The 23651-nt window shown below is 36.5% G+C and carries 24 protein-coding genes, 1 pseudogene and 2 riboswitches; of the genes and pseudogenes, 14 read left to right on the top strand and 11 right to left on the bottom strand.

The genetic code is table 11. The features are described from left to right. The first annotated feature begins 208 nt into the window (after window positions 1-208). The 9 genes from BAQ49_RS27000 (at window position 209) to BAQ49_RS26960 (ending at window position 7050) form a co-directional block, all read left to right on the top strand. Window positions 209-805 carry a hypothetical protein gene (locus BAQ49_RS27000; protein ID WP_071747792.1) on the top strand — a complete coding sequence of 199 codons (597 nt, stop codon included), beginning with the start codon at window positions 209-211 and terminating at the stop codon, window positions 803-805. A gap of 276 nt (window positions 806-1081) precedes the next feature. Then, window positions 1082-2587: a spore germination protein gene (locus BAQ49_RS26995; RefSeq protein ID WP_071747791.1), complete on the top strand. Its 1506-nt coding sequence runs from the start codon at window positions 1082-1084 to the stop codon at window positions 2585-2587. Beyond that, window positions 2584-3666, top strand: a complete 1083-nt coding sequence (gerYC, locus tag BAQ49_RS26990; RefSeq protein ID WP_071747790.1) for a spore germination protein GerYC — start codon at window positions 2584-2586, stop codon at window positions 3664-3666. The genes BAQ49_RS26995 and gerYC overlap by 4 nt, the downstream gene beginning before the upstream one ends. A 12-nt stretch (window positions 3667-3678) precedes the next feature. Continuing rightward, window positions 3679-4788 (top strand): GerAB/ArcD/ProY family transporter, encoded by a 1110-nt coding sequence (locus BAQ49_RS26985; RefSeq protein WP_071747789.1) that lies wholly within the window; start codon window positions 3679-3681, stop codon window positions 4786-4788. Between the two features lie 45 nt (window positions 4789-4833). Continuing rightward, complete coding sequence (locus tag BAQ49_RS26980) at window positions 4834-5343, top strand: PCYCGC domain-containing protein (protein ID WP_071747788.1); 510 nt, start codon at window positions 4834-4836, stop codon at window positions 5341-5343. Window positions 5344-5464: 121 nt separating this feature from the next. Further along, entirely contained in the window at window positions 5465-5713 is a 249-nt protein-coding gene (locus BAQ49_RS26975; protein ID WP_001195459.1) for a YhdB family protein, read from the top strand. Between the two features lie 164 nt (window positions 5714-5877). Then, the gene (locus tag BAQ49_RS26970; protein WP_071747787.1) at window positions 5878-6297 is read left to right on the top strand and encodes a disulfide formation protein C; all 420 of its coding nucleotides are present in this window, start codon (window positions 5878-5880) and stop codon (window positions 6295-6297) included. 12 nt (window positions 6298-6309) lie between these two features. Then, the gene (locus BAQ49_RS26965; protein ID WP_071747786.1) at window positions 6310-6762 is read left to right on the top strand and encodes a thioredoxin family protein; all 453 of its coding nucleotides are present in this window, start codon (window positions 6310-6312) and stop codon (window positions 6760-6762) included. A gap of 72 nt (window positions 6763-6834) precedes the next feature. Further along, window positions 6835-7050 (top strand): DUF1540 domain-containing protein, encoded by a 216-nt coding sequence (locus BAQ49_RS26960; RefSeq protein ID WP_071747785.1) that lies wholly within the window; start codon window positions 6835-6837, stop codon window positions 7048-7050. A gap of 32 nt (window positions 7051-7082) precedes the next feature. Here the strand turns inward: BAQ49_RS26960 and BAQ49_RS26955 are convergent, their stop codons facing one another. From BAQ49_RS26955 to BAQ49_RS26945, 3 genes are all read right to left on the bottom strand, one after another. Then, a complete protein-coding gene (locus tag BAQ49_RS26955; protein ID WP_000834189.1) occupies window positions 7083-7334 on the bottom strand; it encodes a hypothetical protein in 252 nt (83 codons plus the stop codon). Between the two features lie 187 nt (window positions 7335-7521). Continuing rightward, window positions 7522-8283 carry a L,D-transpeptidase gene (locus BAQ49_RS26950; RefSeq protein ID WP_071747784.1) on the bottom strand — a complete coding sequence of 254 codons (762 nt, stop codon included), beginning with the start codon at window positions 8281-8283 and terminating at the stop codon, window positions 7522-7524. 223 nt (window positions 8284-8506) lie between these two features. Beyond that, entirely contained in the window at window positions 8507-9373 is an 867-nt protein-coding gene (locus BAQ49_RS26945) for an SDR family oxidoreductase (protein ID WP_071747783.1), read from the bottom strand. A 224-nt stretch (window positions 9374-9597) separates the two neighbouring features. Between BAQ49_RS26945 and BAQ49_RS26940 the strand changes: the two genes are divergently transcribed. The 4 genes from BAQ49_RS26940 to BAQ49_RS26925 all read left to right on the top strand — a co-directional run bounded on the left by BAQ49_RS26940 (window position 9598) and on the right by BAQ49_RS26925 (window position 14757). After that, complete coding sequence (locus BAQ49_RS26940; RefSeq protein WP_071747782.1) at window positions 9598-10899, top strand: NCS2 family permease; 1302 nt, start codon at window positions 9598-9600, stop codon at window positions 10897-10899. Window positions 10900-10987: 88 nt separating this feature from the next. Next, a riboswitch (SAM riboswitch) is annotated at window positions 10988-11093 on the top strand. 88 nt (window positions 11094-11181) lie between these two features. Next, the gene (locus BAQ49_RS26935; protein ID WP_071747781.1) at window positions 11182-12294 is read left to right on the top strand and encodes a sugar ABC transporter substrate-binding protein; all 1113 of its coding nucleotides are present in this window, start codon (window positions 11182-11184) and stop codon (window positions 12292-12294) included. Then, complete coding sequence (locus tag BAQ49_RS26930; protein ID WP_071747874.1) at window positions 12291-13778, top strand: sugar ABC transporter ATP-binding protein; 1488 nt, start codon at window positions 12291-12293, stop codon at window positions 13776-13778. Before BAQ49_RS26935 ends, BAQ49_RS26930 begins: the two co-directional genes overlap by 4 nt. Next, window positions 13762-14757: an ABC transporter permease gene (locus BAQ49_RS26925; protein WP_071747780.1), complete on the top strand. Its 996-nt coding sequence runs from the start codon at window positions 13762-13764 to the stop codon at window positions 14755-14757. Before BAQ49_RS26930 ends, BAQ49_RS26925 begins: the two co-directional genes overlap by 17 nt. A 38-nt stretch (window positions 14758-14795) precedes the next feature. Here BAQ49_RS26925 and BAQ49_RS26920 read toward each other — a convergent pair whose 3' ends face one another. Both BAQ49_RS26920 and BAQ49_RS26915 read right to left on the bottom strand, forming a co-directional pair. Then, window positions 14796-15650 carry a patatin-like phospholipase family protein gene (locus BAQ49_RS26920; protein ID WP_071747779.1) on the bottom strand — a complete coding sequence of 285 codons (855 nt, stop codon included), beginning with the start codon at window positions 15648-15650 and terminating at the stop codon, window positions 14796-14798. Window positions 15651-15980: 330 nt separating this feature from the next. Continuing rightward, a pseudogene (locus BAQ49_RS26915) lies at window positions 15981-16193 on the bottom strand (tubby C-terminal domain-like protein); the annotation flags it as partial. A 544-nt stretch (window positions 16194-16737) separates the two neighbouring features. Here BAQ49_RS26915 and BAQ49_RS26910 point away from each other — a divergent pair. Continuing rightward, window positions 16738-17235 carry a DinB family protein gene (locus BAQ49_RS26910; RefSeq protein ID WP_071747778.1) on the top strand — a complete coding sequence of 166 codons (498 nt, stop codon included), beginning with the start codon at window positions 16738-16740 and terminating at the stop codon, window positions 17233-17235. 221 nt (window positions 17236-17456) lie between these two features. Here the strand turns inward: BAQ49_RS26910 and kdpDN are convergent, their stop codons facing one another. Genes kdpDN through BAQ49_RS26880 form a run of 6 tightly spaced genes read right to left on the bottom strand, consistent with a single transcriptional unit; the run spans window position 17457 to window position 23239 of the window. Continuing rightward, a complete protein-coding gene (gene kdpDN / locus BAQ49_RS26905) occupies window positions 17457-18611 on the bottom strand; it encodes a KdpD-like non-kinase potassium sensor (RefSeq protein ID WP_084667579.1) in 1155 nt (384 codons plus the stop codon). 56 nt (window positions 18612-18667) lie between these two features. Next, window positions 18668-19249 (bottom strand): K(+)-transporting ATPase subunit C, encoded by a 582-nt coding sequence (gene kdpC, locus BAQ49_RS26900; RefSeq protein WP_071747776.1) that lies wholly within the window; start codon window positions 19247-19249, stop codon window positions 18668-18670. A gap of 17 nt (window positions 19250-19266) precedes the next feature. After that, complete coding sequence (kdpB, locus tag BAQ49_RS26895; RefSeq protein WP_071747775.1) at window positions 19267-21357, bottom strand: potassium-transporting ATPase subunit KdpB; 2091 nt, start codon at window positions 21355-21357, stop codon at window positions 19267-19269. 13 nt (window positions 21358-21370) lie between these two features. Beyond that, window positions 21371-23038, bottom strand: coding sequence for a potassium-transporting ATPase subunit KdpA (gene kdpA / locus BAQ49_RS26890; RefSeq protein WP_071747774.1), 1668 nt, complete (start codon window positions 23036-23038; stop codon window positions 21371-21373). Window positions 23039-23057: 19 nt separating this feature from the next. Continuing rightward, window positions 23058-23138: a K(+)-transporting ATPase subunit F gene (gene kdpF, locus BAQ49_RS26885; RefSeq protein ID WP_000972378.1), complete on the bottom strand. Its 81-nt coding sequence runs from the start codon at window positions 23136-23138 to the stop codon at window positions 23058-23060. After that, window positions 23135-23239 carry a SipW-dependent-type signal peptide-containing protein gene (locus BAQ49_RS26880; protein ID WP_000887889.1) on the bottom strand — a complete coding sequence of 35 codons (105 nt, stop codon included), beginning with the start codon at window positions 23237-23239 and terminating at the stop codon, window positions 23135-23137. Before BAQ49_RS26880 ends, kdpF begins: the two co-directional genes overlap by 4 nt. A 98-nt stretch (window positions 23240-23337) precedes the next feature. Further along, window positions 23338-23483: riboswitch (cyclic di-AMP (ydaO/yuaA leader) on the bottom strand. Window positions 23484-23651: the final 168 nt, after the last annotated feature.

The following is a 23651-nucleotide window of genomic DNA, read 5'->3' as shown; positions in this document are numbered from 1 at the left end:
TATATGTATAAGTTCTTTATTGATATTGATTTTCAATTTCGATTATAACCTAGTTTTTCACTATTAATCAATGTTTTATGTTGGAAAACATCTAAAAACTTCTTTTTCTACTGTGAATAAAAAAACTTAGCTTGTTCACAAGTTTTTCACATTTTATGGAAATGATATGTGTAAAGTTTTCCACATTATCCATCTAGGAGGAGTTTACATGTACAAAAAAATCGCAGTAAGTATGACTATGGCAGCATTATTATGCGGGGCAACAGTCTTCCCCGCTTTCGCTGCCACGCCAAAAGAAGTAACAATGCACCATCATAATCCTATTTCAGAAGAAGAAATGCAGTCGCTCGAAAAACTCGGCTATAACAAACATGAAATTTGGAAAGCTGCTCATATTGCAAGAATAAGCAAAAAAGAAATTAAGGACGTTTTAGCTTACTATAAGCAAAATAAATCTTGGGAGAAAACAGCCGAGCATTTCGGTGTAGATCCAAGTAAGTTAAAAAAACATCATATGAATAAAGAAACGAAAAAAGCATTGCTACAAGAGCTAGCAAACATGCACAAATCTACACCTGATCAGCTAAAACAAAAAATGAAAGAGTATAACATCGGCTTACGTCATCTCGCGGTGTTAACAATCATCGCTCAAAAAAGTAATACCCCTCTCGATGATGTACTAAAAATGAAAAAAGATGGCATGGATATTAAACAAATTGCAGAAAAATTAAATGTAAAAAAAGAAGATATACGAGCAGAAATGATTAAATTAGTGAAGTCTATTAAAGAACAGAAAACAAATTAACATGCCAAAAAGGAAGAGATATCCAATACTCTTCCTTTTCTTTATCCCGCTATTTGTGGGTAGTAAAACTCCCACCTCCAAATTCAGCTGGAGCAAAGCAGTTAGGGAGAAGCCCCGCTGCCCGTAAACGCCCGATTGGTGAGGGCTAATAATCAGCGGGGATGAACACCCCCCACTGATTAAAGTTTTACTTTATGAACTTTCAATTTTCAAGTATAAATTCCCGTCTTTCCCAAAAACTAACACAAGTAAATGATGTACGTAAGGGGGGAGAAAATGTTCCGTTTATCATCTAAAAAGAAGAAAAAAGCACTCTGTTCTATTCCAGAGTTTATCCACACTATGAAAGAATCCAGTGATTTCGTGTCTTATAACGTAGTAGACGATGGAACATTGTGTTTGTTTTATTATAAATCTACAGCCGAATCACTCCTCATTAATCGATTCATTTTAACACCTATAAAAAAAGAATTAGATCACATTGAAAATATAAGTGATATAGCAAATATCGTCACACTCGAAGAGATTATCACCAATCCTTCTATTGATGATATTCGTGAAAAATTATTAGGTGGATATGTACTCATACAGCTAAAGAATGATTCTCAAGCAGCAGAATATGCACTTATTCGTGCTGAAAGTTCGGTTTTAGGTACACGGTTATATAACGATACAGAGAATGAATATAGTGTCATCGGTCCAAAAGTCGGGTTCGTTGAGAATATCGATACAAATATACACTTACTTCGCCGAAATATCGTAACGGAGCAATTAGTTTTCAAAGAAGTTGTCGTTGGCTCTATATCAAAAACAAAAGTCGTAGTTGCTTACATCGAAGGCATTACAAATGAACAGCACGTCAATACTGCAATGCAGCGCCTACAAGACATTGACTTTGATGTTCCTTTCGATGCGACTATGATTGAACAGTTTATTAGCGATAACAGTAACTCTCCCTTTCCTGTTTTACTACCTACAGAGCGTTTAGATCGCTCCGTTTATGCATTACTTAATGGAGGGATTGTCATTTTAACAGATGGTTCACCATATGCATTAGCTGGCCCAGCGACATTACTCGATTTTTTCGTCTCACCAGAAGATTATTATTTACCATGGATAGCAGGCTCATTTCTTAGAATGGTTCGTTTTTTCGGAGCAGCATTCTCTCTATTCTCTTCAGCTATTTATACAGCTGTATTAACGTATCACTATCAAATGATTCCAGCTGATTTACTTGGCCCTATTATTTATTCTAGAGCTAACGTACCGTTCCCACCTATGTTAGAAGCACTTTTTTTAGAAATTACAATTGAATTACTGCGCGAAGCTGGAGCACGCTTACCGACCAAAGTCGGCCAAACGATTGGTATTGTTGGCGGGATTGTAATTGGACAAGCCTCTGTTGAGGCTGCTTTAACGAGCACTATTTTATTAATTGCGGTTGCGTTATCTGCACTTGCGTCTTTTACAACACCAACAGTAAAAATGTCTTCCACTATCCGGATATTACGATTTCCTCTCATCATTTTAGCTGGAGCATTTGGTGGTCTAGGTCTCATTGTCGGATTCGTATTCATATTAGCTCATTTAATTCGCTTAAAATCACTTGGATCACCTTATTTATTACCTTTATACCCATTTCGAGGTTTAGGAACTGCGGAGGGGCTCCTTCGCTTGCCATTTAGTCAAACTGCTGGACGTGCCTCTTTTCTAAGACCGAAAAAGAAATGGCGCTATGATCCAAACAAAGCGAAAGAAAAACTTGATGGTGAGGAAAAATGAAAAATATTTTATTATGCTTTGCTATTATCGTTTTAATTTTCCAATCCGGATGTACACAACCGAATATAGTAGACACACAGCGAATTATTCATGTAGGTGGATTCGATATAACGAAAGATAAAAAATTTCGCGGGACGATTTTATATCCCGATTACACAAAAGGTGTTCAATCAAAACCAGAAACTCAGTCAACTACTGCCGGCACTATTGAAACAATTTCTTCACTTCTAAATGCCAAATCACCACACACTATCGCCGTAGGACAAATGCGTGTTGCCCTATTCGGAAAATCATTTGGTGAACAAGGTATTGGTGACATTATTAACAACCTACAACGTGATCCAAATGTTGGTCGAGACGTACAACTAGCACTTGTAGATGGTTCAACCGAACATCTGCTCAAACATATTAAATCAAATGGATCACTATATTTATCTGATTTACTGGAGCAAAATATAGTAACTGAAACGATTCCACGGACCGCTTTAAATATTTTTTTATATAACTATTTTTCATCGGGATGCGATCCATTTCTTCCTTATATTAAAGTGGATGAAGACAAGTCTGCCTCCATTAAGGGACTCGCTTTTTTAAAAAAGGATAAAGTGGTTATGTATACAGATAAAAAAGGATCTTTTTTATTCAAATTACTCATTAATCCAACTAAAAATGGACGTTACGAAGTTCCGATACGTCGAGGTAACCATAAAGGGTTAATTACCACTCAAAATTTATCTGGAAAAAGCGTTTGTTACCTGATTGATGCAGGTGACATCCCGAAAATCCATATTCAACTCAAATTAAATGGACTCATAAAAAACGCTCCAGATTGGCTCGATTTAACGAAGTCAGAGAATATAAAATATGTAAAAAAACATATAGAAAAAACAATTGAAAAAGATTTAAACGAATTAATAACACAATTCCAAGAAAAAGAAGTGGATCCAATAGGTATACGAGAAGAAATTCGTAGTCACTCACGAAAATGGACGATAAAACAAATTCAAGAAATGTACCCTAGTGTGGATGTTGCTGTTCATGTTCAAATCAATGTCGTGCAATCTGGTATTGGAGAATAGTGAGGTGTTACAATGGCTGAACAAAATAAAACAATGACTGTTTCCCCTTATTTCACATTTCTTTTATTACACTCTCTTCAAATTGGAGTAGGCGTATTAGGATACCAACGAATTATTGCAAAATATGCCGGCTATGATTCTTGGATTTCTCTTATTGTTGCGGGTATTATAACTCATATCGTACTGTTTTGTATGTTAAAAATGTTAGATAAAGATAATGATTTAATGGCCATTCATACAACATGTTTCGGAAAATGGCTTGGAACTTTTTTGTCTATGTGCTTTGCTGCATATCTTCTCTTATTTTGCCTAACTGTGCTTCGTACATATATTGAAGTCATTCAAGTATGGGTCTTTCCTACAATTAAGCCATGGAAATTAACGTTCTTATTTTTACTCGTGACGTATTACGTAATAAAAGGTGGATTCCGCTCTGTAACAGGAATGTGTTTTTGGGGCGTCGTAATACCGATTTTCGTACTACTTTTCTTAGTGTTCCCTATGAAATATGCACATGTCCGTAACATTTTACCGATTCTTACCCATTCACCTGTAGACATTCTATATTCAGCAAAATCATCTGCATTAGAATTTCTTGGATTTGAAGCAATTCTTATCTTTTATCCACTCATTAAAAAAGGAAAATCACTACATAAATGGGCACACGGTGGTATTGCTTTTACAACTATTTTATACGTAATACTAGCAATCGTGTCCCTTATGTACTATAGCCAAGGACAACTCCATCATACAATTTGGCCAACATTAACGATGCTAAAAATCATTAAAGTTCCTTTTATCCAAAGATTTGAGTACATTATTATTTTTCTCTGGTTTCTTATTATTTTACCTAATCTTTGTTTAACCATTTGGTCTTCTTGTCGCATTAGTAAAACTTCCTTTCACATACCGTTTAAAATTACATTGCCACTTTTTATCGCAGCTATATTTATTTCATCCTTATTTTTCACAAATCGTGAAAGTATCAATACATTAAATACAGTACTGTCTCAAGCTGGTTTATATATTGTATACGCTTATATCCCAATTTTATTTCTATTCCATTCACTACGATGGCGCTTCAAAAATCAGTCGAAAAAATCTTCACCCGACACGCCATGATATTTGATACAATTTGATTAATACATGTGTAAAGGGGACAAGCGTATGAAGAAATATGTATTTTCTTTACTTGCAGTACTGAGTTTAATTCTTGCTGGATGCGGAGCTACTAGTACAAATGAAAAAAAATCATCTGAATCAAAAGAAGAACATGATCATGCCACGCACACGCAGCAAGCTGACATTCAAGAAAAAACAAAAGGATTCGACACACTCCCTACCTTCCTAGACAAGCTTGATCCGCAAATGAAAGATATCTACACTGTCGCTGGACAAAATGCAGAGCTATTAGATTGGATTCCATGTTACTGCGGTTGCGGTGAGAGTGTAGGACATAAAAATAATAAAAACTGCTTTATTCGTGAAATTAAGAAGAATGGCGAAGTTGTTTGGGATTCTCACGCAACGACTTGTGTCAACTGCCTAGAAATCGCGGTTGAATCGGCTTCCATGAAACAAAAAGGAAAATCAACGCTCGAAATTCGTAACTATATCGACAATAAATACAAAGAAGGCTATGGTAAGCCAACACCTACGCCAATGCCAAAAGCATAAAAACGAGGAAATCCCTCGTTTTTCTCTTTTCATTCACTTTTTTTCTTAACAAATTCTTTCAAGTGTATTTCTCCTCGCTTATCACACACTATATATAACTCCTCAGTAAGGAGGGTACACAGTGCAAACATATAACGACTATGATAAAGCTCTCTATTACACGTATTGCTGTAATTGGGATAAATTACTCGTTCTCATGGTTCAAACGAACGATCAATTATTTTCTAAGCGTATTGAGCATTTCTTACACGCTTATCAATACAGTAAAGAACTACCAGAAGTTGATAAACAATTGCAGCTCCTATTTCAATATATTGACCACGCATCCCAAAAGTCACATGTAGAAGAAGTAGAGCAAATTCAAATGTAAAATATAGCGCTATTCTCTTCAAGAGAGTAGCGCTTTTTAAAATGTTTATATCAATAAAAGTTTTCTCTTATAAAACTTTTATTGATAAACATATTTTTTCTTTCTTTTCCCTACCACTTCATACTATAATTTAGTATGTAACTATTATAAGAGAGGTATAAAATATGGGACGAGAAAAAAAGCAAGAGTATGCTTTATTTGCTGCATGGGGAGCTTCTTTTATTGCTACACTTGGTAGCCTATACTTTTCCGAAATCATGAAATTTGAGCCTTGTGTACTTTGTTGGTATCAACGTATCTTTATGTATCCATTCGTTTTATGGCTCGGCATTGCTGTAGTAAAAAAAGATTATCGCATTGCAAGTTATTCCTTACCAATTGCAAGTATTGGTGCTTGTATTTCTTTATATCACTATGCAATTCAAAAAGTCGCAGCATTTTCAGCTGCTGGAGCAGCTTGCGGACGCGTACCTTGTACGGGAGAATACATAAACTGGTTTGGCTTTGTGACAATCCCGTTTTTAGCACTTATCGGCTTTATCACAATCGCTGTTTGTAGCTTCATCGTAATCAAAAACAAATAAGGAGATGAAAGAATGAAAAAAATGCTTATATTTGGTGGTATTATTATCGCCTTGTTCGCAGCAATTTTCGCTGTAACACAAATGGAAGAAAAAAACGCTACTAGCCAGAAAATTGATAATGCTACTGATAGTAAGACAAATGGCCCTGACTACTATACAAATAAAATCTCTCTTTCAGATCTCCAAAAGAATTTAAAAGAGAAAAAAGAAGAAACAGTATACTTTTATCAAACATCTTGCGTTCATTGTCAAAAGCTATCTCCTATCGTAGTACCAATGGCTAAAGACTTGAACGTTGATATGAAAGTTATGGACATTGAAAAACTAGATGCTCCTTGGGATGAATATAAAATTAAAGGAACTCCAACAATCATTCACTTTAAAGATGGCAAAGAAGTAAGCCGTATTAGCGGGGAACAATCGAAAGACAAATTAAAAGAATGGCTTGAGCAAACGAAAAAATAACGAGAAAAGGAAACTCCTTCTATACATGAAATGGACGTAAAATCCCACACTAATGTATAAGGAGGGGGTTTTATGCCAGAAGTAAAATGCTCTGTTTCCAATTGCTCATTTTGGGGACAAGGTAACTTTTGTCAAGCAAGTGCAATCGTTGTTCAACCGGATGCACAAGAGGCTGGTCAGAATACAAATGATTCGTATACAAGCGCAGCTTTAACAAACGAGACGTTAGAAAGTTCTGTAACAACGAGTGTAGAAACTTGTTGTCATACATTTAAACCGAAATATTAAACGTAAAAGCATACGATTAGTCGTATGCTTTTTTACATTCCCCTCCAAAAATCATGCATCATAAAAAAGTACAAAATAACGAGAAGGACCGTCCCGCATAAAGTAATGCGTCGATATACACTCTTCTCCCCTTCCCTCGCTTTAACAAATGCCCAAATAAATCCGACGAACAATATTAAATCAATATATGGAACATAAAAGGAGAAGACGAGTAACGCATATAAATACACGATAAATAAACAAGTCGTGATTAAGAAAATTTTAAATGCAAATTCACTTTTCATAATGTGACCGCCCCCCAATCTGTACTGTATTATATTCAGCAAAACATAATAGTTGCTGTTTCAATTTTTTTATCCCACTATTTACATGAATCCTAATTAGTATAAGTTTATAATCAGCAAAGAATAGCAATTCCCCCATTAAGTTTCACTTCATCACAAATAAGCTACCGCCTATACACGGTAGCTATTACGGAACATCATATTTTCTTATATATATATTACTTAAGATCGAATAAGGTAATTGCTCATAACGAATTTTTTCTCCCGTTTCATCAACAATATACAAATTACTTCCTATATAATATATTCCATCTTTTCGTTTGGAGTACACTACATATTTTTCATTTGGCAATACCGTTTTTACTTTCGTCAATTGTCCATTTGGTTCTTGCCAATATATATTTACACGGTCTACTAGCGTAAGTGTTCCAATTTGTTCTTCTTCTACTTTACGACCATTCCAACTCACAACACGATAACCAAGCTTATACGCCTCATATTCAGGACTCGTATAAAAACGAGAAATAATTACTTTCGTCTGTAATTGTACCCGTTCATATAACCATTGTATGTCCCGGTCATGCATGCGAATACAACCATTCGACTCCCTGCTCCCAATCGTCCATTCCCGATTTGTTCCATGAATCGCATATTCCTTTTTATCCAGACCTAACCACCTCGTACCGAGAGGATTATTCGGCGCACCCCCTGGTATTTTTTTTCGATGGTATTCTTTATTTTTATACTTAGTTATAATACAAAAATTACCTTCAGGCGTCGGGGTGCTATCTCTTCCTGTCGTTATCGGAAATGTTCTTGTATAGTTTCCCTCTTCAAAAAAAGACAGCTGATTCGTTTTAAGGTTAACTAATATTAAATGATCTGTATTAGCAAAAACGCTAGCTGGTAGGCAGAAAAATAGGATTATGATTAACCATACTTTCTTCATCTAAATCCTCCCTAGCACTAACATCATAATAAAGTGAAACTTTACTCAGTTGGGGGTTCTGTTCATCCCCCAACTGAGTATCAGCCCGCACCAATCGGGCGTTTACGGGCAGCAGGGCTCCCATCTAACTTCTTTGCTCCAGCCAAATTTTGAGGTGGAGTCTTACTGCCCACGAATAGCGGGATAAATGCAATTAGCTTTACTTTGCTCTTATAAATGAAAACTATCCATTTACAATAACGCCCCCATTTACATGTATCATCTGCCCTGTTACATATGCCGAATCATTAGACGCCAAATATACATACGCAGGCGCTAATTCATACGGCTGACCAGGCCTTTGCATAGGAACATTGCTCCCGAACTGTGATACTTTTTTCTCATCAAAACTTGATGGAATAAGCGGTGTCCAAATTGGACCTGGTGCAACACCATTTACACGAATTCCTTTTTGTACAAGGGACTGAGATAGCGACCTTGTAAACGCGACAATTGCTCCTTTCGTTGCAGAATAATCAATCAATGTTTCATTTCCTTCATACGCAACGATAGATGCTGTGTTTATAATTACATCTCCTTGCTTTAAATGAGAGAGTGCTGCTTTTGTAACATGAAAATAAGAAAAAATATTAATACGGAACGTTTTTTCTAACTGTTCCGCTGTAATATACTCTAGCCCTTGCTGCGGATATTGCTGTGCAACGTTATTCACAAGAACATTTAAACTTCCCAGCTGCCGGGCGGTCTCTTCGACAACATCTTTACAATGTTGTTCACTACTCAAATCCCCCGGCAGTAATACACAATTCACGCCTTCTTTTTCAACAAGTTTTTTCGTCTCATTTGCATCCTCATCCTCATCTAAATAAGCAATCGCAATATTTGCTCCCTCTTTTGCAAAGGCGATGGACACAGCTCGTCCAATCCCGCTATCTCCCCCCGTAATTAATACATTCTTTCCTTTTAACTTTTCGCTTCCTTTATAATTTGGATCTTCAAACTTTGGAAGAGGATTCATTAACGATTCAATACCAGGCTGTTTATTTTGATGTTGCGCAGGCATTGTTAAGAATTTTTTTTGCTGCGGCATAACTTTCTTCAACTCCTTTTCCCTTATAATGTGCACAATGATAAAAACTACTTACACATTAAAAAACCGCAATTCACACTCATTGATAAGGTTAATATTCGAATTTAAGACATAAAATATGAATTGTTCTAAAGTTTTTATGCAAAACTATTGCAAAATAGATAAAAAACGAATATTATATATAACTGTTGTGAAAATTATTCGTAAAAAGAAAGGATGTTTATATGTTTAACCTTTCAAAACATAAAACTTCTATTAAAACTGAAATTATGGCAGGTATTATTACCTTTTTAACAATGGCATATATCATTGTCGTAAACCCTGTCATCCTTGGGGATGCAGGCGTTCCATTTGAACAAGCATTTACAGCTACTATTATCGCCGCTGTTGTCGGAACATTATTTATGGCAATCTTTACAAACTTACCAATCGCAATTGCACCAGGTATGGGATTAAATGCTTACTTCTCTTACTCTGTTGTAAAAGCTCATGAAGGCATGACTTTCGCAATTGCATTCTCTGCTGTATTCGTAGCAGGTATGATTTTAATTTTGTTATCATTCACATCTTTCCGTACGAAATTAATGGAAGTAATTCCTGAAAACTTAAAACATGCACTTACTGCTGGTATTGGTCTTTTTATTGCTTTTATCGGTTTGCGCTTAACAGGAATTGTTACAAAAAATGATGCCAACTTAGTTGGGCTTGGCGATCTTCACTCTGCCCCAGTTCTACTAGCGTTAGCTGGCCTTGGAATTACAATTATCCTTATGTCTTTAAATATAAACGGGGCACTGTTTATCGGAATGCTACTAACTGGTATTATCGCTTATTTCACAGGGCAATTAACGTTCTCAAATGGCGTTACGTCAATGCCTGGATTACCAGAAGGAATTATCGTTTCAAACCCAATTACTGCTGTTTCTGATGTAATTAATTACGGATTATACGGCGTTGTGTTCTCATTCTTCCTCGTTACACTATTTGATACAACAGGAACATTACTTGGTGTAGCACAACAAGGTGGATTTATGAAAGACGGAAAGCTTCCAAAAGCAGGACGAGCTCTTCTATCTGACTCATTCTCAGCAACAATTGGAGCTATGTTCGGAACAACACCATCAACAGCTTACATTGAATCATCTGCTGGTGTTGCAGCTGGTGGCCGTACTGGTTTAACAACTGTTACAGTAGCTGTTCTGTTTGCATTAGCAGCATTCTTCGGGCCGTTAGTGAGCGCTGTTTCTGGCGTTTCAGCTATTACAGCACCATCATTAATTATCGTTGGTAGTCTTATGATGGGTTCAGTTCGTCACATCGATTGGGATACGTTCGATGAAGCATTCCCAGCATTTTTAGTAATCTTAAGCATGCCACTTACATCAAGTATTTCAACAGGTATTGCACTTGGATTTATTTCATACCCACTTATGAAAATGGCAAAAGGACAATTCCGTGCTGTTCACCCACTTGTATATCTATTTGGAATTTTGTTTGCTTATCAATTGGTATTCTTACCACATTAAAAACCCTCTTTGTGAGGGTTTTTTTTATAAATACTGTTTGACAACACCATTCATTTGTGAAATAATTCAAAATAGTTAAATATTCGATGTCTTATCAAGAGCAGGTGGAGGGATGAGCCCTACGAAGCCCGGCAACCGACCCATTTATGGGCACGGTGCTAATTCTTACAACACATTGTGTTGAAAGATAAGAGTAATATGATAGGACGTCTTTTCTATATGAAAAGACGTTTTTTATTTTCACTCCCTCCCCTCTCTTCTTAGTTTAGGAGGGATTTTTTTATGAAAAAATTATGTTCCATCGTACTTATTTTTCTCTTATTTACATTAACAGCGTGTACAAATGAACAAGATGCTATCTCTTCACAAAAGCAAGAAACTGTGAAAAAGGCGACTACAACGGTAGAAAACCACTTACAAACAGAAGTTCCAAGCCAAATGAAGAAGCCATTAAAAATCGCATTAATTATGCAAATGTCCATCGGAACTTTTTCCTCTCAATATATTGAGGGCGTCAAAAAACAAGTCGAGCTATTTGGCGGCAGTGTACAAGTCTACAATTCTGATAACGATTTAGCAAAAATGGCGGCAAATTTAGATACTGCTATTAATTCAAAAGTGGATGGTATTTTAATTGATCACGGCCGCTCTGAAGCACTAAAACCTGGAGTAGAAAAAGCGTTACAGGCGAATATTCCCGTAGTTGCGTTTGATAACGATCTACGCTTGCCAGGTGTGACCATTATTGATCAAGATGACTATAGTCTTGCATGGAAATCATTAAAAACGTTAGCGGAAGATTTGAATGGACAAGGAAATATCGCAGTCGTATGGGTTGGCGGATTTGCTCCAATGGAACGTCGCAATGTTATCATTGATGCCTTTTATAAACGTTATCCAAATATAAAAGAAGTTGCGCGATTCGGTACTGCAAGTAATAACACACCGCTTGATACACAAACACAAGTAGAAGCCTTACTAAAAAAATATCCGAAAAAAGGAGATTTACAAGCTATTTTCGCTTCATGGGATGAGTTTGCTAAAGGGGCTGTTAAAGCACTTGAACAAGCCGGTCGTACAGATATAAAAGTATATGGCATTGACTTAAGTAATGAAGATTTACAACTCATGCAAAAAGAAAACTCACCTTGGGCTGCTACAGCTGCAACTGATCCAGCTGAAGTAGGTAAAGTTCAAGTGCGATTCTTATACAAAAAAATTGCCGGTGAACAAACGCCAGATATTTATTCACTAGAACCTTATTTAGTAAAGAAAAGTAGTTTACCAAAAGAAAATATAACAATGGATCAATTATCAAAACATATAAACGGTTGGGGAGACTCAAAAGATGCATATTCTCCTTGGATGAAAAAATTAGAGAAGGAGAAAAAATGATGACATTCTCTCTTCAAAACATTACACATTCTTATCATGTAGCTACACCTGTTTTAGAAGATGTTTCTATTCATATTCAAAAAGGAAAAGTGCACGCTTTACTAGGAATGAATGGTGCGGGAAAAAGTACTTTACTAAAAATAGCAACTGGTGAAATTCAACCAGTTGCTGGCGATATAAAAATTGATAATCAGTCTGTTTCCTTCACTTCACCACGCGATGCAAAAAAGCACGGTATTTCTTTCGTAACACAAGAAGTAGATCACGGACTTATTCCCGGATTATCTGTATTAGAAAATGTACTAATTGATCATTTAGCAATGCAAAATAAAGTACTATTTTCAAGGTCAAAATTAGTTGCACTCGCTAAACAACATTTGCAAATTGTACAAGTAGATTTAAATGTTTCAGAAGATGTTTCAAACTGCTCATTACATGAAAAACAATTACTTCTTATCGCAAGAACCCTATCTAACAATACAAATTATCTTTTATTAGATGAGCCTACTTCTTCTCTTGGACCAAAAGAAGTTGAATCCTTTGGGAAACTATTAAAAGATTTAACATCAAAAGGAATTGGCATCCTCCTAGTTTCTCATCGTTTATCAGAGATTCGAAATTTCGCGGATGATGTAACTGTACTACATAACGGTAAAGTTGCCCTTTCTCAAGCCATTACAACGATTACAGATCAACAAATTGTTGAAGCAATGACTGGAAAACAACTTACACTCCCTATTAATACAGCACCAAAAATCGGGAGCGAGGAAATATTTAAAGTACAAGAGCTTCAATTACACGAAGATCATTCTCCCCTTTCTCTTACAATACGAAAAGGAGAAACTGTTGTGATATACGGATTAATTGGAAGTGGAAAAACAACACTTGCTGAAACTTTATTTGGTGCTCGTCATACTTATCACGCAGAAATAGATGGTCACAACATAACAATTAAAACACCGCGAGATGCGATTAAAGCGAAAATCGCACTTGTACCAGAAGAAAGAAGAAAACAAGGTGTATTTCTTTCGGAAGATATTATAAGTCACACTAATTTACACCAATCAGGTTGGAGACGAAAACAAACCGAATTAAATAATGCTACTACGGCAATTTCTTCTTTCAGCATTTCACCCAATGACCCAAAAGCCTTTATTCATTCACTTAGCGGTGGAAATCAACAAAAAGTCTCAATTGCAAAATGGAATGGATTCAAACCTAATCTATTTCTTTTGGACGAGCCAACTAAAGGTGTAGACATAGCTGCGAAACAAGACATTTTTCAATTCATTCGCAACATTACAGAAAACGGGAGTTCCGTAATTTATTTCACAGGAGAACAAGATGAAGCACTACATATCGCTGATCGCATTCTTATACTGGCAAACGGAGAATTTGTAGGTGAGTACTTGCCGAATGACCTATCTCCTGAACAGCTTTTACATTTATCTGAAGGGAGCTTTTCCATTGAATCTCGTTCATAAAACTAAAACTAAGAAACTATATTTACCTACTCATCTTTTTTATCAATTTAGTACAGTTGCTATTATTATAGGTGTTACAATTTTTTTCTCTATCGTCAATGATTCTTTTTTAACATACAACAATATTAGTGATATTTTACGCTCTATTTCCATTGTGACATTACTAGCAATCGGCGTTACCTTTACATTAATTGTAGATGGGTTTGATTTATCAGTCGGCTCTACCGCTAGTTTAGCAACAATTGCCGCCGCTTCTTGTCTCGTTTTATATCGACAAGAACTATTAGTCACACTCCTTGTTCCTATTCTGTGTGGACTATTAGTTGGATTATTAAATGCACTACTCGTTATCCGAATTAAACTACCAGATTTACTAGCTACACTAAGTATCATGTATATCGTGAATGGACTACACTTAACATTTTCAAAAGGATCTTCAATATATGAAGGAATGTCGGGTGCCACAGGACATTTTATTCCATCTTTTTTATTTATCGGTCAAGGTTCCATTTTAGGAATTCCAGTCCCTGTCATTATCATGCTTATCGTCGTTTTAATTGCACATCTATTTTTAGAAAAAACAACGTACGGTCGTTTCTTTTATATGACAGGTGGGAATCGAGAAGCTGCTAGACTAGCCGGTATCCCTACTGATCGTTACCGTGTATACGCTTATATGATTAGCGGTTTACTCGCCTCTGTCGGCGGGATTATTCTATGTAGCCGCGTTGGAACAGGGCAAGTTTCAGCTGGTGCCCCATTATTAATGGATGCAGTTGCAGCTGCCTATATCGGTTATGCAATGTTCGGTGCCAAGAAACCAAATATAGTCGGAACGTTCCTCGGCTCGGTATTAATCGGAATTATATTAAATGGCCTCACAATGATGAACGTTCCTTATTATGCACAAGATATTATTAAAGGTAGTATTTTGATTACAGCTTTAGCCTTTTCGTTTATTAAAAAGAAGCGTAAATAAAAAAGGCTGCGGAGAATTTCTTCTCCGCAGCCTAATTATTATTTTTGCAAGAACGCCTGTAAATCTGCAAATTTTCTCTTTGCATCTTCATAGCCTTGCTCATATAAACTTTGCAATTTTGCCTTATCTTTTTCCATACGATCTACTTGAAGAGGCACTTCTGGTCTAATGACAAATAAATTACCCGCTTGCTCTTCTTTTTCAATGTAGTGAAGTGTTTCATTATACACTTCATAACGATTCAGCATCGCATTAACAAGGTTCGGATATTTTTTATAAGCTTTCGCTGCAACCCAACCAAATTTTGATTTTTTCTTCGCATAACCATGATTTCTCGTCAAAATAACGACTGATTTTTCAAACCCATCTCCCTGTGCTTTACGAACTGGAATCGGATCTGAAATCCCGCCATCTAACAGTTGCTTACCACGGTAATTTACTGCTGGTGCAATGAAAGGCAATGAACTAGACGCTTGCAATAAATTTAACGCATCATCATTCGTTCCCTCTTTTTCAAAATAAACGGGTTGTCCTGTTTCACAATCTGTTGTTCCTACAAGGAAACGCTCTGGACTATTAAAGTATGTGTCAAAATCAAATGGGACATGTTTTTCTGGAATTTCATGAAAGATGAAATCCATATCAAATAATTGACGCTTTTTCCATAAGTTTTTATACGATAAATATTGCGGATGTGATGCATAATCAATATTTACTGTCTTATTTCTATTCCTTTGTCTGGAAAGATACGACGCTGCATGGCAAGCACCAGCTGATACACCGATTACATATGGAAAATATAAATCTTGTTCCATAAAGTATTCTAATATCCCGCCAGTATATACACCGCGCATACCGCCGCCTTCCAATACTAAACCCGTATTTTCAAGCATGTTACTCTCTCCTCTTTCTATATATATTGACTCTTTAATTATTCACTATGTTAAGTATCTTTTTCTATTATATATGAGTTCTTTCAGAAACTATATTCAAAAGGCTTGAAATGGAGGGATTTTTTCTTTTCCTAGGAGTAACACCAGAACCACATAAAAAATACCGGCATCCTTCCCATGAAGAATACCGGTACTTCTTATTTATCCCACTATTTGCGGGCAGTAAGACTTCCACCTCAAAATTCAGCTGAAGCGAAGAAGTTAGTTGGGAGTCGGGCTGCTAATCAGTGGGGGATGAACAAAACCCCCACTGATTAAAGTTTCACTTTATCACCCATACAAAACCGCATGAAATACGCCTAACAGTAAGTATTGACCCTCTATATAATCATCATAATATACATTCATCTCGATGTAATACATATCTTCCTCAAGACGAATATTCCAATCTGCGATTACATAGCCCTTTCGTAATAACTTTCCGATCCCAAGTGAAGTTTTGTGAACAACATATTCTTCTGTCTTATATGTAAAGGTAAATATTCTTCAATCACCTCTAGTTGTTACACAGCTCATACCTGACATCACATCACTCTGAGAAACTATGTATATACATATATTTAATTAATGTATTATCACACATGAATGACCTTAGTATAGTAGCGCTATTTTTGCTTCGCGAACTCCCTCATAATAGGATAACTATCCTTTTATTATTTTTTTCTTGACTTAGAGTTCACTCTAATCATTATAATCAACTCATAGTTCATTCACAATAATATCAATTGGATAAAATTCAGGAGGGATTGGACAACCTAAAATCAAAAGTGGCTGACATTAACGCAGACCTGGATGTTGTCATTCAAACCTTTGATTTATCTGTTCCTACAATTGTACATTAAGGTACAATTCAAATAAAAATCAACGATTTCCTGTACATTAAGAAGTCAGTGATTCTTGTTATTTTTGCCTTATTTTACTTTCTCTTAATAGTCGTAAAGCTTCTCTAATATATTTAGTGCATATAAAAGAGACCGACCATAAAATCAGCAAATTAGCAAATAAAACAGGATGGGAGTCAGTTATTATGGAGCAATCAAATAAAGCGTTTAGCCAGGCATTAGTAAAATCGTTAAGAGGAGAACGAGGACATCTTCCCATCAAGAATGCTTTGTCGGATATAGACGTGGCGCTTGCGGGAAAGCGCAGAGAGGAACTACCTTATTCTATTTATCAATTAGTGAAACACATGACCTACTGGCAAGATTTTCTCTTATTATCCGCTCAGGGGAAGAAGCCTGCATTGCCTGCCCATGTAAAAGAGAGCTGGCCTGAAGAAGAATGGCCTGCCAGTGAGGAAGAGTGGCAACAGAGTATTCAGTATTTTCTTCAAGGGATTGAGCAGGCATGTACGATTGCCAAAACTGTTCAATTAGACCAGACATTGGAGGAATGGCCTGGTGAAACCCCTGGCGGTGTTCTACGCAATATTGCATCTCACAACTCCTACCATTTAGGAGAAATTGTGCTGATTCGCAGATTATTTAGTGCTTGGCCACCGCCAACAGGCGGATATCCGGTCTAAACAAGGATAAGGTTCCATCCCATGCCCATCAACTTAAGACATATTTTTATACAAAATATGGTCTTTTCATGTAGTATTTTATTATCGTTTATAGATGTTATAAAAGTAGGCTATCAAATAAACCCTGACGGATTTGAATTTTTTTACTATGCTACCTAATGAGTAGAAGTAGTATACTCATACACAACACCTTAGAGACTTCCCGAAAGGAGGTCTCTATTTTAAGCTCTTTGATCAGCAACAATATGAATATCAATATACTTCGTTTGTCTCATAATTTCATTTACAATAGAACCTTTTCGTATTTCTTCCCACCGTGTTCTCGCCGATTGCCCGAGTAAAACTTGTGTCACCTGTAGTCTGTTCGCGACTTCAATAATAACATCAGCGGGTTTTCTTCCTTTCGCTTCTTCTAATACAAAGCTCGCATCAAATTGATTCGTTAGCGATTTCCACTCTTCAATTGTTTGCTTTTTCCCTGCTGAAATAGAATCTATATTTTCTCTTTCTACGTTTAAGACATACAATTCAGCGTTTAACCGATCAGCCATGCGCCAACCTCTCCGTATTAATTTCTCTGCTGTTGAACTGTATTGTACACAAACGAGAATTTTTTCTTTCACGCCAATGGGTTCTATAACTGTTTGACTAATTTTCTCATCCATATCGTCTGCAACTTCGCGAAGCGATAATTCCCGTAGTGCCCCTAAATTATTAAGCGTAAAGAAATTTTGTAAGCTTTGCTCTATTTTTTCTTCTTTATATATCTTTCCATCTATTAATCTCTTCCTTAATACCTCAGGTGTTGCATCAACAAGCTGAATTTCATTTGCTTTTTGCAAAATAAAATCCGGAATTCGTTCTCGTACTTTTACATTCGTAATTTGAGCTACAATGTCATGAACACTTTCTAAATGTTGAATATTAAATGCTGATAATACAGATATACCGGCATCTAACAATTCCTGCACATCCATGTAACGTTTCTTATTTTTCGACCCAGGAATATTACTATGCGCAAGTTCATCCACAACAACTACTTGCGGTGCACGTTTTATAATTCCTTCTACATCAAGTTCATAAAATACTTTTCCTTTATAGTCTATTTCTTTTAACGGAACTTTTTCTAAATCAGCAATTGCTTCTTCCGTCTCAATTCTCCCATGTGTTTCAATTAAACCAATTACAATATCAATACCGTCTTTTTTCATCTCTCTTGCATCAAATAGCATTTTATAACTTTTCCCTACTCCTGGAGCCGCCCCTACGTATAGCTTTAACTTCCCGCGATTTTGCTGACGAATGTATTCTAAATACTCTTCTGGCGTTCGCCTTTGAAACGTCGGTTTATAGTCATCCGCATACAAAACACTCACAACCTTTCTTTCGAAACAACGCTACCTCAATCCGTTAGATTGAGGTAGCACTGTTACTATTTCATTAATTTCTGTAATTCTAAATTTAACTTTAAGACGTTCACGCGATCTTCTCCAAACAAGCCGAGTGCAGCGCCTTCCGTTTGATCCTTAATCAATTGATCTAGCTTTTCTTTCGGAATATTCGTTAATTTCGAGATACGATCTACCTGTACGGAAGCCGCCTTCGGACTAATGTCAGGATCAAGCCCTGAACCTGAATTCGTCACTAAATCTATCGGTACTTCTGTAACTGGAACAGTTGGATTTTTTTCCTTCCAGTCTGCAATACTTTTCTCTACTCGTTTCTCTAAATCTGGATTAGACGGTGCATAGTTATTTGAACCAGATGCTTCTGCTTTATATTCTATACTAGAGACACGTCCATGAAAATAACGTGGGTCTGTGAAATTTTGACCGATTAATTTTGAACCAACTACTTCATCCTTATCATTATATATAAGACTTCCATCTGCATTATCCTTCATTACCGCTTGCGCTATACCAGTTACAATCAGTGGGTATACAAGGCCGCACAAGACTAGAAATGTAAAAGTAATACGAATAATTGGTGAAAGTATACTTTGTTTTTTCGCCATCTTTTTTCCCCTCTTCCTTATATGAACAAGCCGACAATCATATCAATTACTTTAATTCCAATGAACGGAACGATAACTCCGCCAAGCCCGTAAATGAGTAAGTTTCGGCTAAGTAGTGCATTCGAACTCATCGGTTTATATGCGATACCTTTCATAGCTAGCGGAATGAGTAACGGAATAATAACTGCATTAAATATTAATGCTGATAAGATTGCTGAAAGCGGTGATGTTAATTTCATAATGTTTAATGCTTCCATTTGCGGAATCGCAAGTGTAAACATCGCTGGAATGATCGCGAAATATTTCGCGATGTCATTCGCAATACTAAACGTCGTTAACGCACCACGAGTCATTAACAATTGCTTACCAATTCCTACAACCTCAATAATTTTTGTCGGGTTCGAATCTAAATCAATCATATTCGCTGCTTCTTTCGCAGCTGTCGTACCACTATTCATCGCTAATCCAACGTCAGCCTGCGCTAATGCCGGAGCATCATTTGTACCATCACCCGTCATCGCTACAAGTTTCCCTTTATCTTGCTCTGCCTTAATAACTGCAATTTTATCTTCTGGTTTACACTCGGCAACGAATTCATCTACCCCTGCTTCTTTTGCAATTGTTGCTGCTGTTAATGGATTATCACCAGTACACATAACCGTTTTAATCCCCATTTGGCGCAACTGTTCAAAACGTTCACGCATACCAGGTTTTACTGTATCCTTTAAATAAATTAAACCGTAAATACGATTACCTACTGCAACTACAAGTGGTGTCCCGCCCTCTTTTGAAATGAAATCTGCTTTTTGATTTACATCTTTCGGAATCGTTCCGCCTTGTGACCTAACCCATTCAATCACGCTACCTACAGCACCTTTTCTCACTTTCGTTCCGTCCTGTAAATCAACACCACTCATTCTCGTTTCTGCTTTAAACGGAACAAATTCACCTTGTTCGGCAAGTTCTCTATTATATGATATAGATTTCGTTTGTACATATTCTATAACAGATCGACCTTCTGGTGTTTCGTCTAAAACTGAGCTAATTGCAGCCCATTTCCCTACTTGCTCAATCGTTTCATTTCCTACAGGAAGCAGTGTATGTGCCATCCGGTTCCCAAAAGTAATCGTACCTGTTTTATCTAAAATAATTGTATTAATATCGCCCGCAGCTTCTACTGCTTTACCCGACATCGCTAACACATTGAACTTTGTCACGCGGTCCATCCCAGCAATACCAATCGCTGATAATAGCCCACCAATTGTCGTTGGAATTAAACAAACTAACAATGCTACAAGTACAGCTGTATCAATTTGAAACCCTAAATAATTTGTAAAAATCGGCAACGTCACAACAACAATTAAGAAAATAAGCGTTAAACTCGTTAATACTGTATTTAAAGCAATTTCATTCGGCGTTTTTTGACGGGCAGCTCCTTCTACTAAAGAAATCATTTTATCAATAAATGATTCACCAGGGTTACTCGTAATTACAATCGTAATCTCATCACTTACGACCATCGTTCCACCTGTTACGGAACAAAAATCACCACCCGCTTCTTTTATTACAGGAGCTGATTCTCCTGTAATTGCAGATTCATCTACAGACGCTAATCCTTTAATAACTTCACCATCATTCGGAATCATTTCTCCTTGTTTTACAATAACAACGTCACCTTTTCTTAGGTCAGTTGCTGAAACTTGAACAATGTCTCCATTTTCTTTTACAACATTTGCAAACACATCTTTCTTCGATTGTTTTAAAGAATCAGCTTGCGCTTTACCACGACCTTCAGCTAACGCTTCTGCAAAGTTCGCAAATAAAACTGTAAATAATAGAATGAGAGAAACTGTTATATTAAACCATCCTGGTACACTACTAGAACTACTTGGAAGAAAGGATAAAATTAACGTAATGATAAATCCAATTTCCACAACGAACATAATCGGATTTTTTATCATGACTTTCGGATTCAATTTCGCAAAGGATTGTTTCATCGCATGTTTTACGATATCACGATCCATCGTTTTCGCTTGTCTAACCTCATCTTCTACAGCATGTATTTGTGACTCGTTCACTTGTTTTTCTTTTACTACTACCGGTCTCATCATTTACCCTCCATTACTTCAATGTAAGAAATTCTGCAATTGGGCCAAGTACTAACATCGGGAAAAATGTTAATGCACCAACAATTACAATCGTTCCAATAAAGATTCCTCCAAATAAACCATTATCCGTACGGAACGTTCCGACTGTTTCTGGTACTACCGTCTTCTCTTTCAATGAAGCTGCCACAGCTAGCATCGTAATTAAACTAAAATAGCGTCCTAAAAACATAACTAAACCAGTCGTAATATTCCAAAACGGTGTATTATCTGCTAAGCCTTCAAATCCAGATCCGTTATTCGCAGCTGACGATGTGTATTCATATACAACTTGCGTTAAACCGTGGAAACCGGAATGAGAGATTGCATCCGTTCCTAAGCTTGTTGAAAGAGCTAATGCTGAAAATCCTAAAATAAGCAATGGATGAAATAAAATCGTTACCGCAATCAATTTCATTTCCTTACCTTCAATTTTCTTACCTAAAAACTCTGGTGTCCGTCCAACCATTAACCCAGATATAAAGACTGCAATAATGGCATACATAATAATGTTTACAAAACCTGCTCCAACGCCGCCGTATACTGTATTTAACATCATATTTACGAGTGGAACTAGACCACCAATTGGCGTTAACGTATCATGCATCGTATTAACAGCCCCAGTTTCAGCAGCTGTCGTTACTGTCGCATAAAGGGAAGAAAATACTGTTCCGAACCTTACTTCTTTTCCTTCTGTACTTCCTTGTACATGTTCGATACCCATTCCATTTAACGCTGGATTTCCATGTAATTCAGATGTCGTAATCGTTATAAATCCTAGTAAAAACACCATGAATAGTGACACGAAAAGGATGCGACCTTGTTTTTTATTTCCTACCATTCTTCCATACGTAAATGGAAGTGCTGTTGGCAATAACATCATAAGCATCATTTGCAAAATATTACTCATTTGTCCTGGATTTTCGAAAGGATGTGTAGAGTTTGCCCCGAAAAATCCTCCGCCGTTATTTCCAAGTTCCTTAATGGAAACGAATGATGCAACTGGACCACGTAAAATACTTTGTTTTGCCCCATCAATCGTTTGTGCTGTAACTGCCCCGTCTAACGTTTGCGGTACGCCAAGTGCGACAAAGACTAACGCTGCTATAAATGCGATAGGAAGAAACACTCTCGTTAATGCTCTCGTAAAATCTACGAAAAAGTTACCGAGTTCTTTTCCAGCAAGCCCTCTTATAAAAGCCATAACGAGCGCTAATGTCGTTGCTGGTGCCGCAAACATTAAAAATGTAATCCCGACTAATTGTGATAAATACGATAAACCATTTTCACCGCTATAATGCTGTAAGTTTGTATCAGCCATAAAACTAATTGCTGTATTAAAGGCGAGCGTAGGCTCCATTCCTTCAATGTGTGCTGGATTTAGCGGCAGCACACCTTGTAATCTGAAAATGAAATATACGACCACAATCATAAATCCATTGAGTAACACTAATGATAATGCATACTGTTTCCACGTTTGATTGTATTCTTTTACACCCGTAATTTTAAAAATAAGTTTTTCAAAAGGCCCGAATACTTTATCTAGCGTTTTGCTACCTTGAAAAGCTTTTTCTAAATAAATCCCCGTTGGCTTTGCTACTAAAATAAACAAGAGCATTGTAATAACAACTGCAACCCAAATCATAATGAATGATTCCCCCTAATTAAAACTTTTCTGGATTTAATAATGCGTACACTAAGTACACCGTAATCGCTGCAACAATAACCGATAAGGCAATCATCATGATTGCTTCCCTTCTTTCACAACTTTATCTGACCAACTTGCAAGACTTGCCATCGATGCTACTAATACAACAAAAATTCCGATCATCACAACATCTAACATAACAATCCCTCACTTTAATTATTAAAATTTACCATCAAAATATTAAAAAAGAACACTGAGCTCTACTCAGTGTTCAAAAAATGAACAACAAAAAGTAAACCTCCTCTCTAAACGCTTACGAGGTTAGCTGTCGGATTCGGGCCTAAAGAGTAGCCCTACTTTCAAAACTGAAAGATTCACCCCAAGTGACAATGCACAAAATTGGTTCCCCCGCTCCATTTCTGGAACTCAGCGATTTTAGGTTTTTTTTGGAAATTTCATGAATGATTTATGAGAGTAAATATACTCCTCTAAATTTAACTTGTAAAGGGTTAAATTACTGAAAATAAGAAAATATCCATCTATTTAAACGCTTACATTAGGTGTTATTAATATTCTTTCATCTGTTTTCTCGTCTTTTCTTTCTTTTTCA

The organism is Bacillus proteolyticus, assembly GCF_001884065.1.
GTDB classification, from domain to species: domain Bacteria; phylum Bacillota; class Bacilli; order Bacillales; family Bacillaceae_G; genus Bacillus_A; species Bacillus_A proteolyticus.
The sequence above is the reverse complement of the archived record's forward strand: the minus strand, read 5'-3'. Positions and strand labels throughout refer to the sequence as shown.

Bases quoted from the DNA above. Each gene is read 5' to 3' on its own strand.
- BAQ49_RS27000 (WP_071747792.1), top strand. From the start codon at position 209: ATGTACAAAAAAATCGCAGTAAGTATGACTATGGCAGCATTATTATGC.
- BAQ49_RS26995 (WP_071747791.1), top strand. From the start codon at position 1,082: ATGTTCCGTTTATCATCTAAAAAGAAGAAAAAAGCACTCTGTTCTATT.
- gerYC (WP_071747790.1), top strand. From the start codon at position 2,584: ATGAAAAATATTTTATTATGCTTTGCTATTATCGTTTTAATTTTCCAA.
- BAQ49_RS26985 (WP_071747789.1), top strand. From the start codon at position 3,679: ATGGCTGAACAAAATAAAACAATGACTGTTTCCCCTTATTTCACATTT.
- BAQ49_RS26980 (WP_071747788.1), top strand. From the start codon at position 4,834: ATGAAGAAATATGTATTTTCTTTACTTGCAGTACTGAGTTTAATTCTT.
- BAQ49_RS26970 (WP_071747787.1), top strand. From the start codon at position 5,878: ATGGGACGAGAAAAAAAGCAAGAGTATGCTTTATTTGCTGCATGGGGA.
- BAQ49_RS26965 (WP_071747786.1), top strand. From the start codon at position 6,310: ATGAAAAAAATGCTTATATTTGGTGGTATTATTATCGCCTTGTTCGCA.
- BAQ49_RS26960 (WP_071747785.1), top strand. From the start codon at position 6,835: ATGCCAGAAGTAAAATGCTCTGTTTCCAATTGCTCATTTTGGGGACAA.
- BAQ49_RS26955 (WP_000834189.1), bottom strand. From the start codon at position 7,334: ATGAAAAGTGAATTTGCATTTAAAATTTTCTTAATCACGACTTGTTTA.
- BAQ49_RS26950 (WP_071747784.1), bottom strand. From the start codon at position 8,283: ATGAAGAAAGTATGGTTAATCATAATCCTATTTTTCTGCCTACCAGCT.
- BAQ49_RS26945 (WP_071747783.1), bottom strand. From the start codon at position 9,373: ATGCCGCAGCAAAAAAAATTCTTAACAATGCCTGCGCAACATCAAAAT.
- BAQ49_RS26940 (WP_071747782.1), top strand. From the start codon at position 9,598: ATGTTTAACCTTTCAAAACATAAAACTTCTATTAAAACTGAAATTATG.
- BAQ49_RS26935 (WP_071747781.1), top strand. From the start codon at position 11,182: ATGAAAAAATTATGTTCCATCGTACTTATTTTTCTCTTATTTACATTA.
- BAQ49_RS26930 (WP_071747874.1), top strand. From the start codon at position 12,291: ATGATGACATTCTCTCTTCAAAACATTACACATTCTTATCATGTAGCT.
- BAQ49_RS26920 (WP_071747779.1), bottom strand. From the start codon at position 15,650: ATGCTTGAAAATACGGGTTTAGTATTGGAAGGCGGCGGTATGCGCGGT.
- BAQ49_RS26910 (WP_071747778.1), top strand. From the start codon at position 16,738: ATGGAGCAATCAAATAAAGCGTTTAGCCAGGCATTAGTAAAATCGTTA.
- kdpC (WP_071747776.1), bottom strand. From the start codon at position 19,249: ATGGCGAAAAAACAAAGTATACTTTCACCAATTATTCGTATTACTTTT.
- kdpB (WP_071747775.1), bottom strand. From the start codon at position 21,357: ATGAGACCGGTAGTAGTAAAAGAAAAACAAGTGAACGAGTCACAAATA.
- kdpA (WP_071747774.1), bottom strand. From the start codon at position 23,038: ATGATTTGGGTTGCAGTTGTTATTACAATGCTCTTGTTTATTTTAGTA.
- kdpF (WP_000972378.1), bottom strand. From the start codon at position 23,138: ATGATGATTGCCTTATCGGTTATTGTTGCAGCGATTACGGTGTACTTA.
- BAQ49_RS26880 (WP_000887889.1), bottom strand. From the start codon at position 23,239: ATGTTAGATGTTGTGATGATCGGAATTTTTGTTGTATTAGTAGCATCG.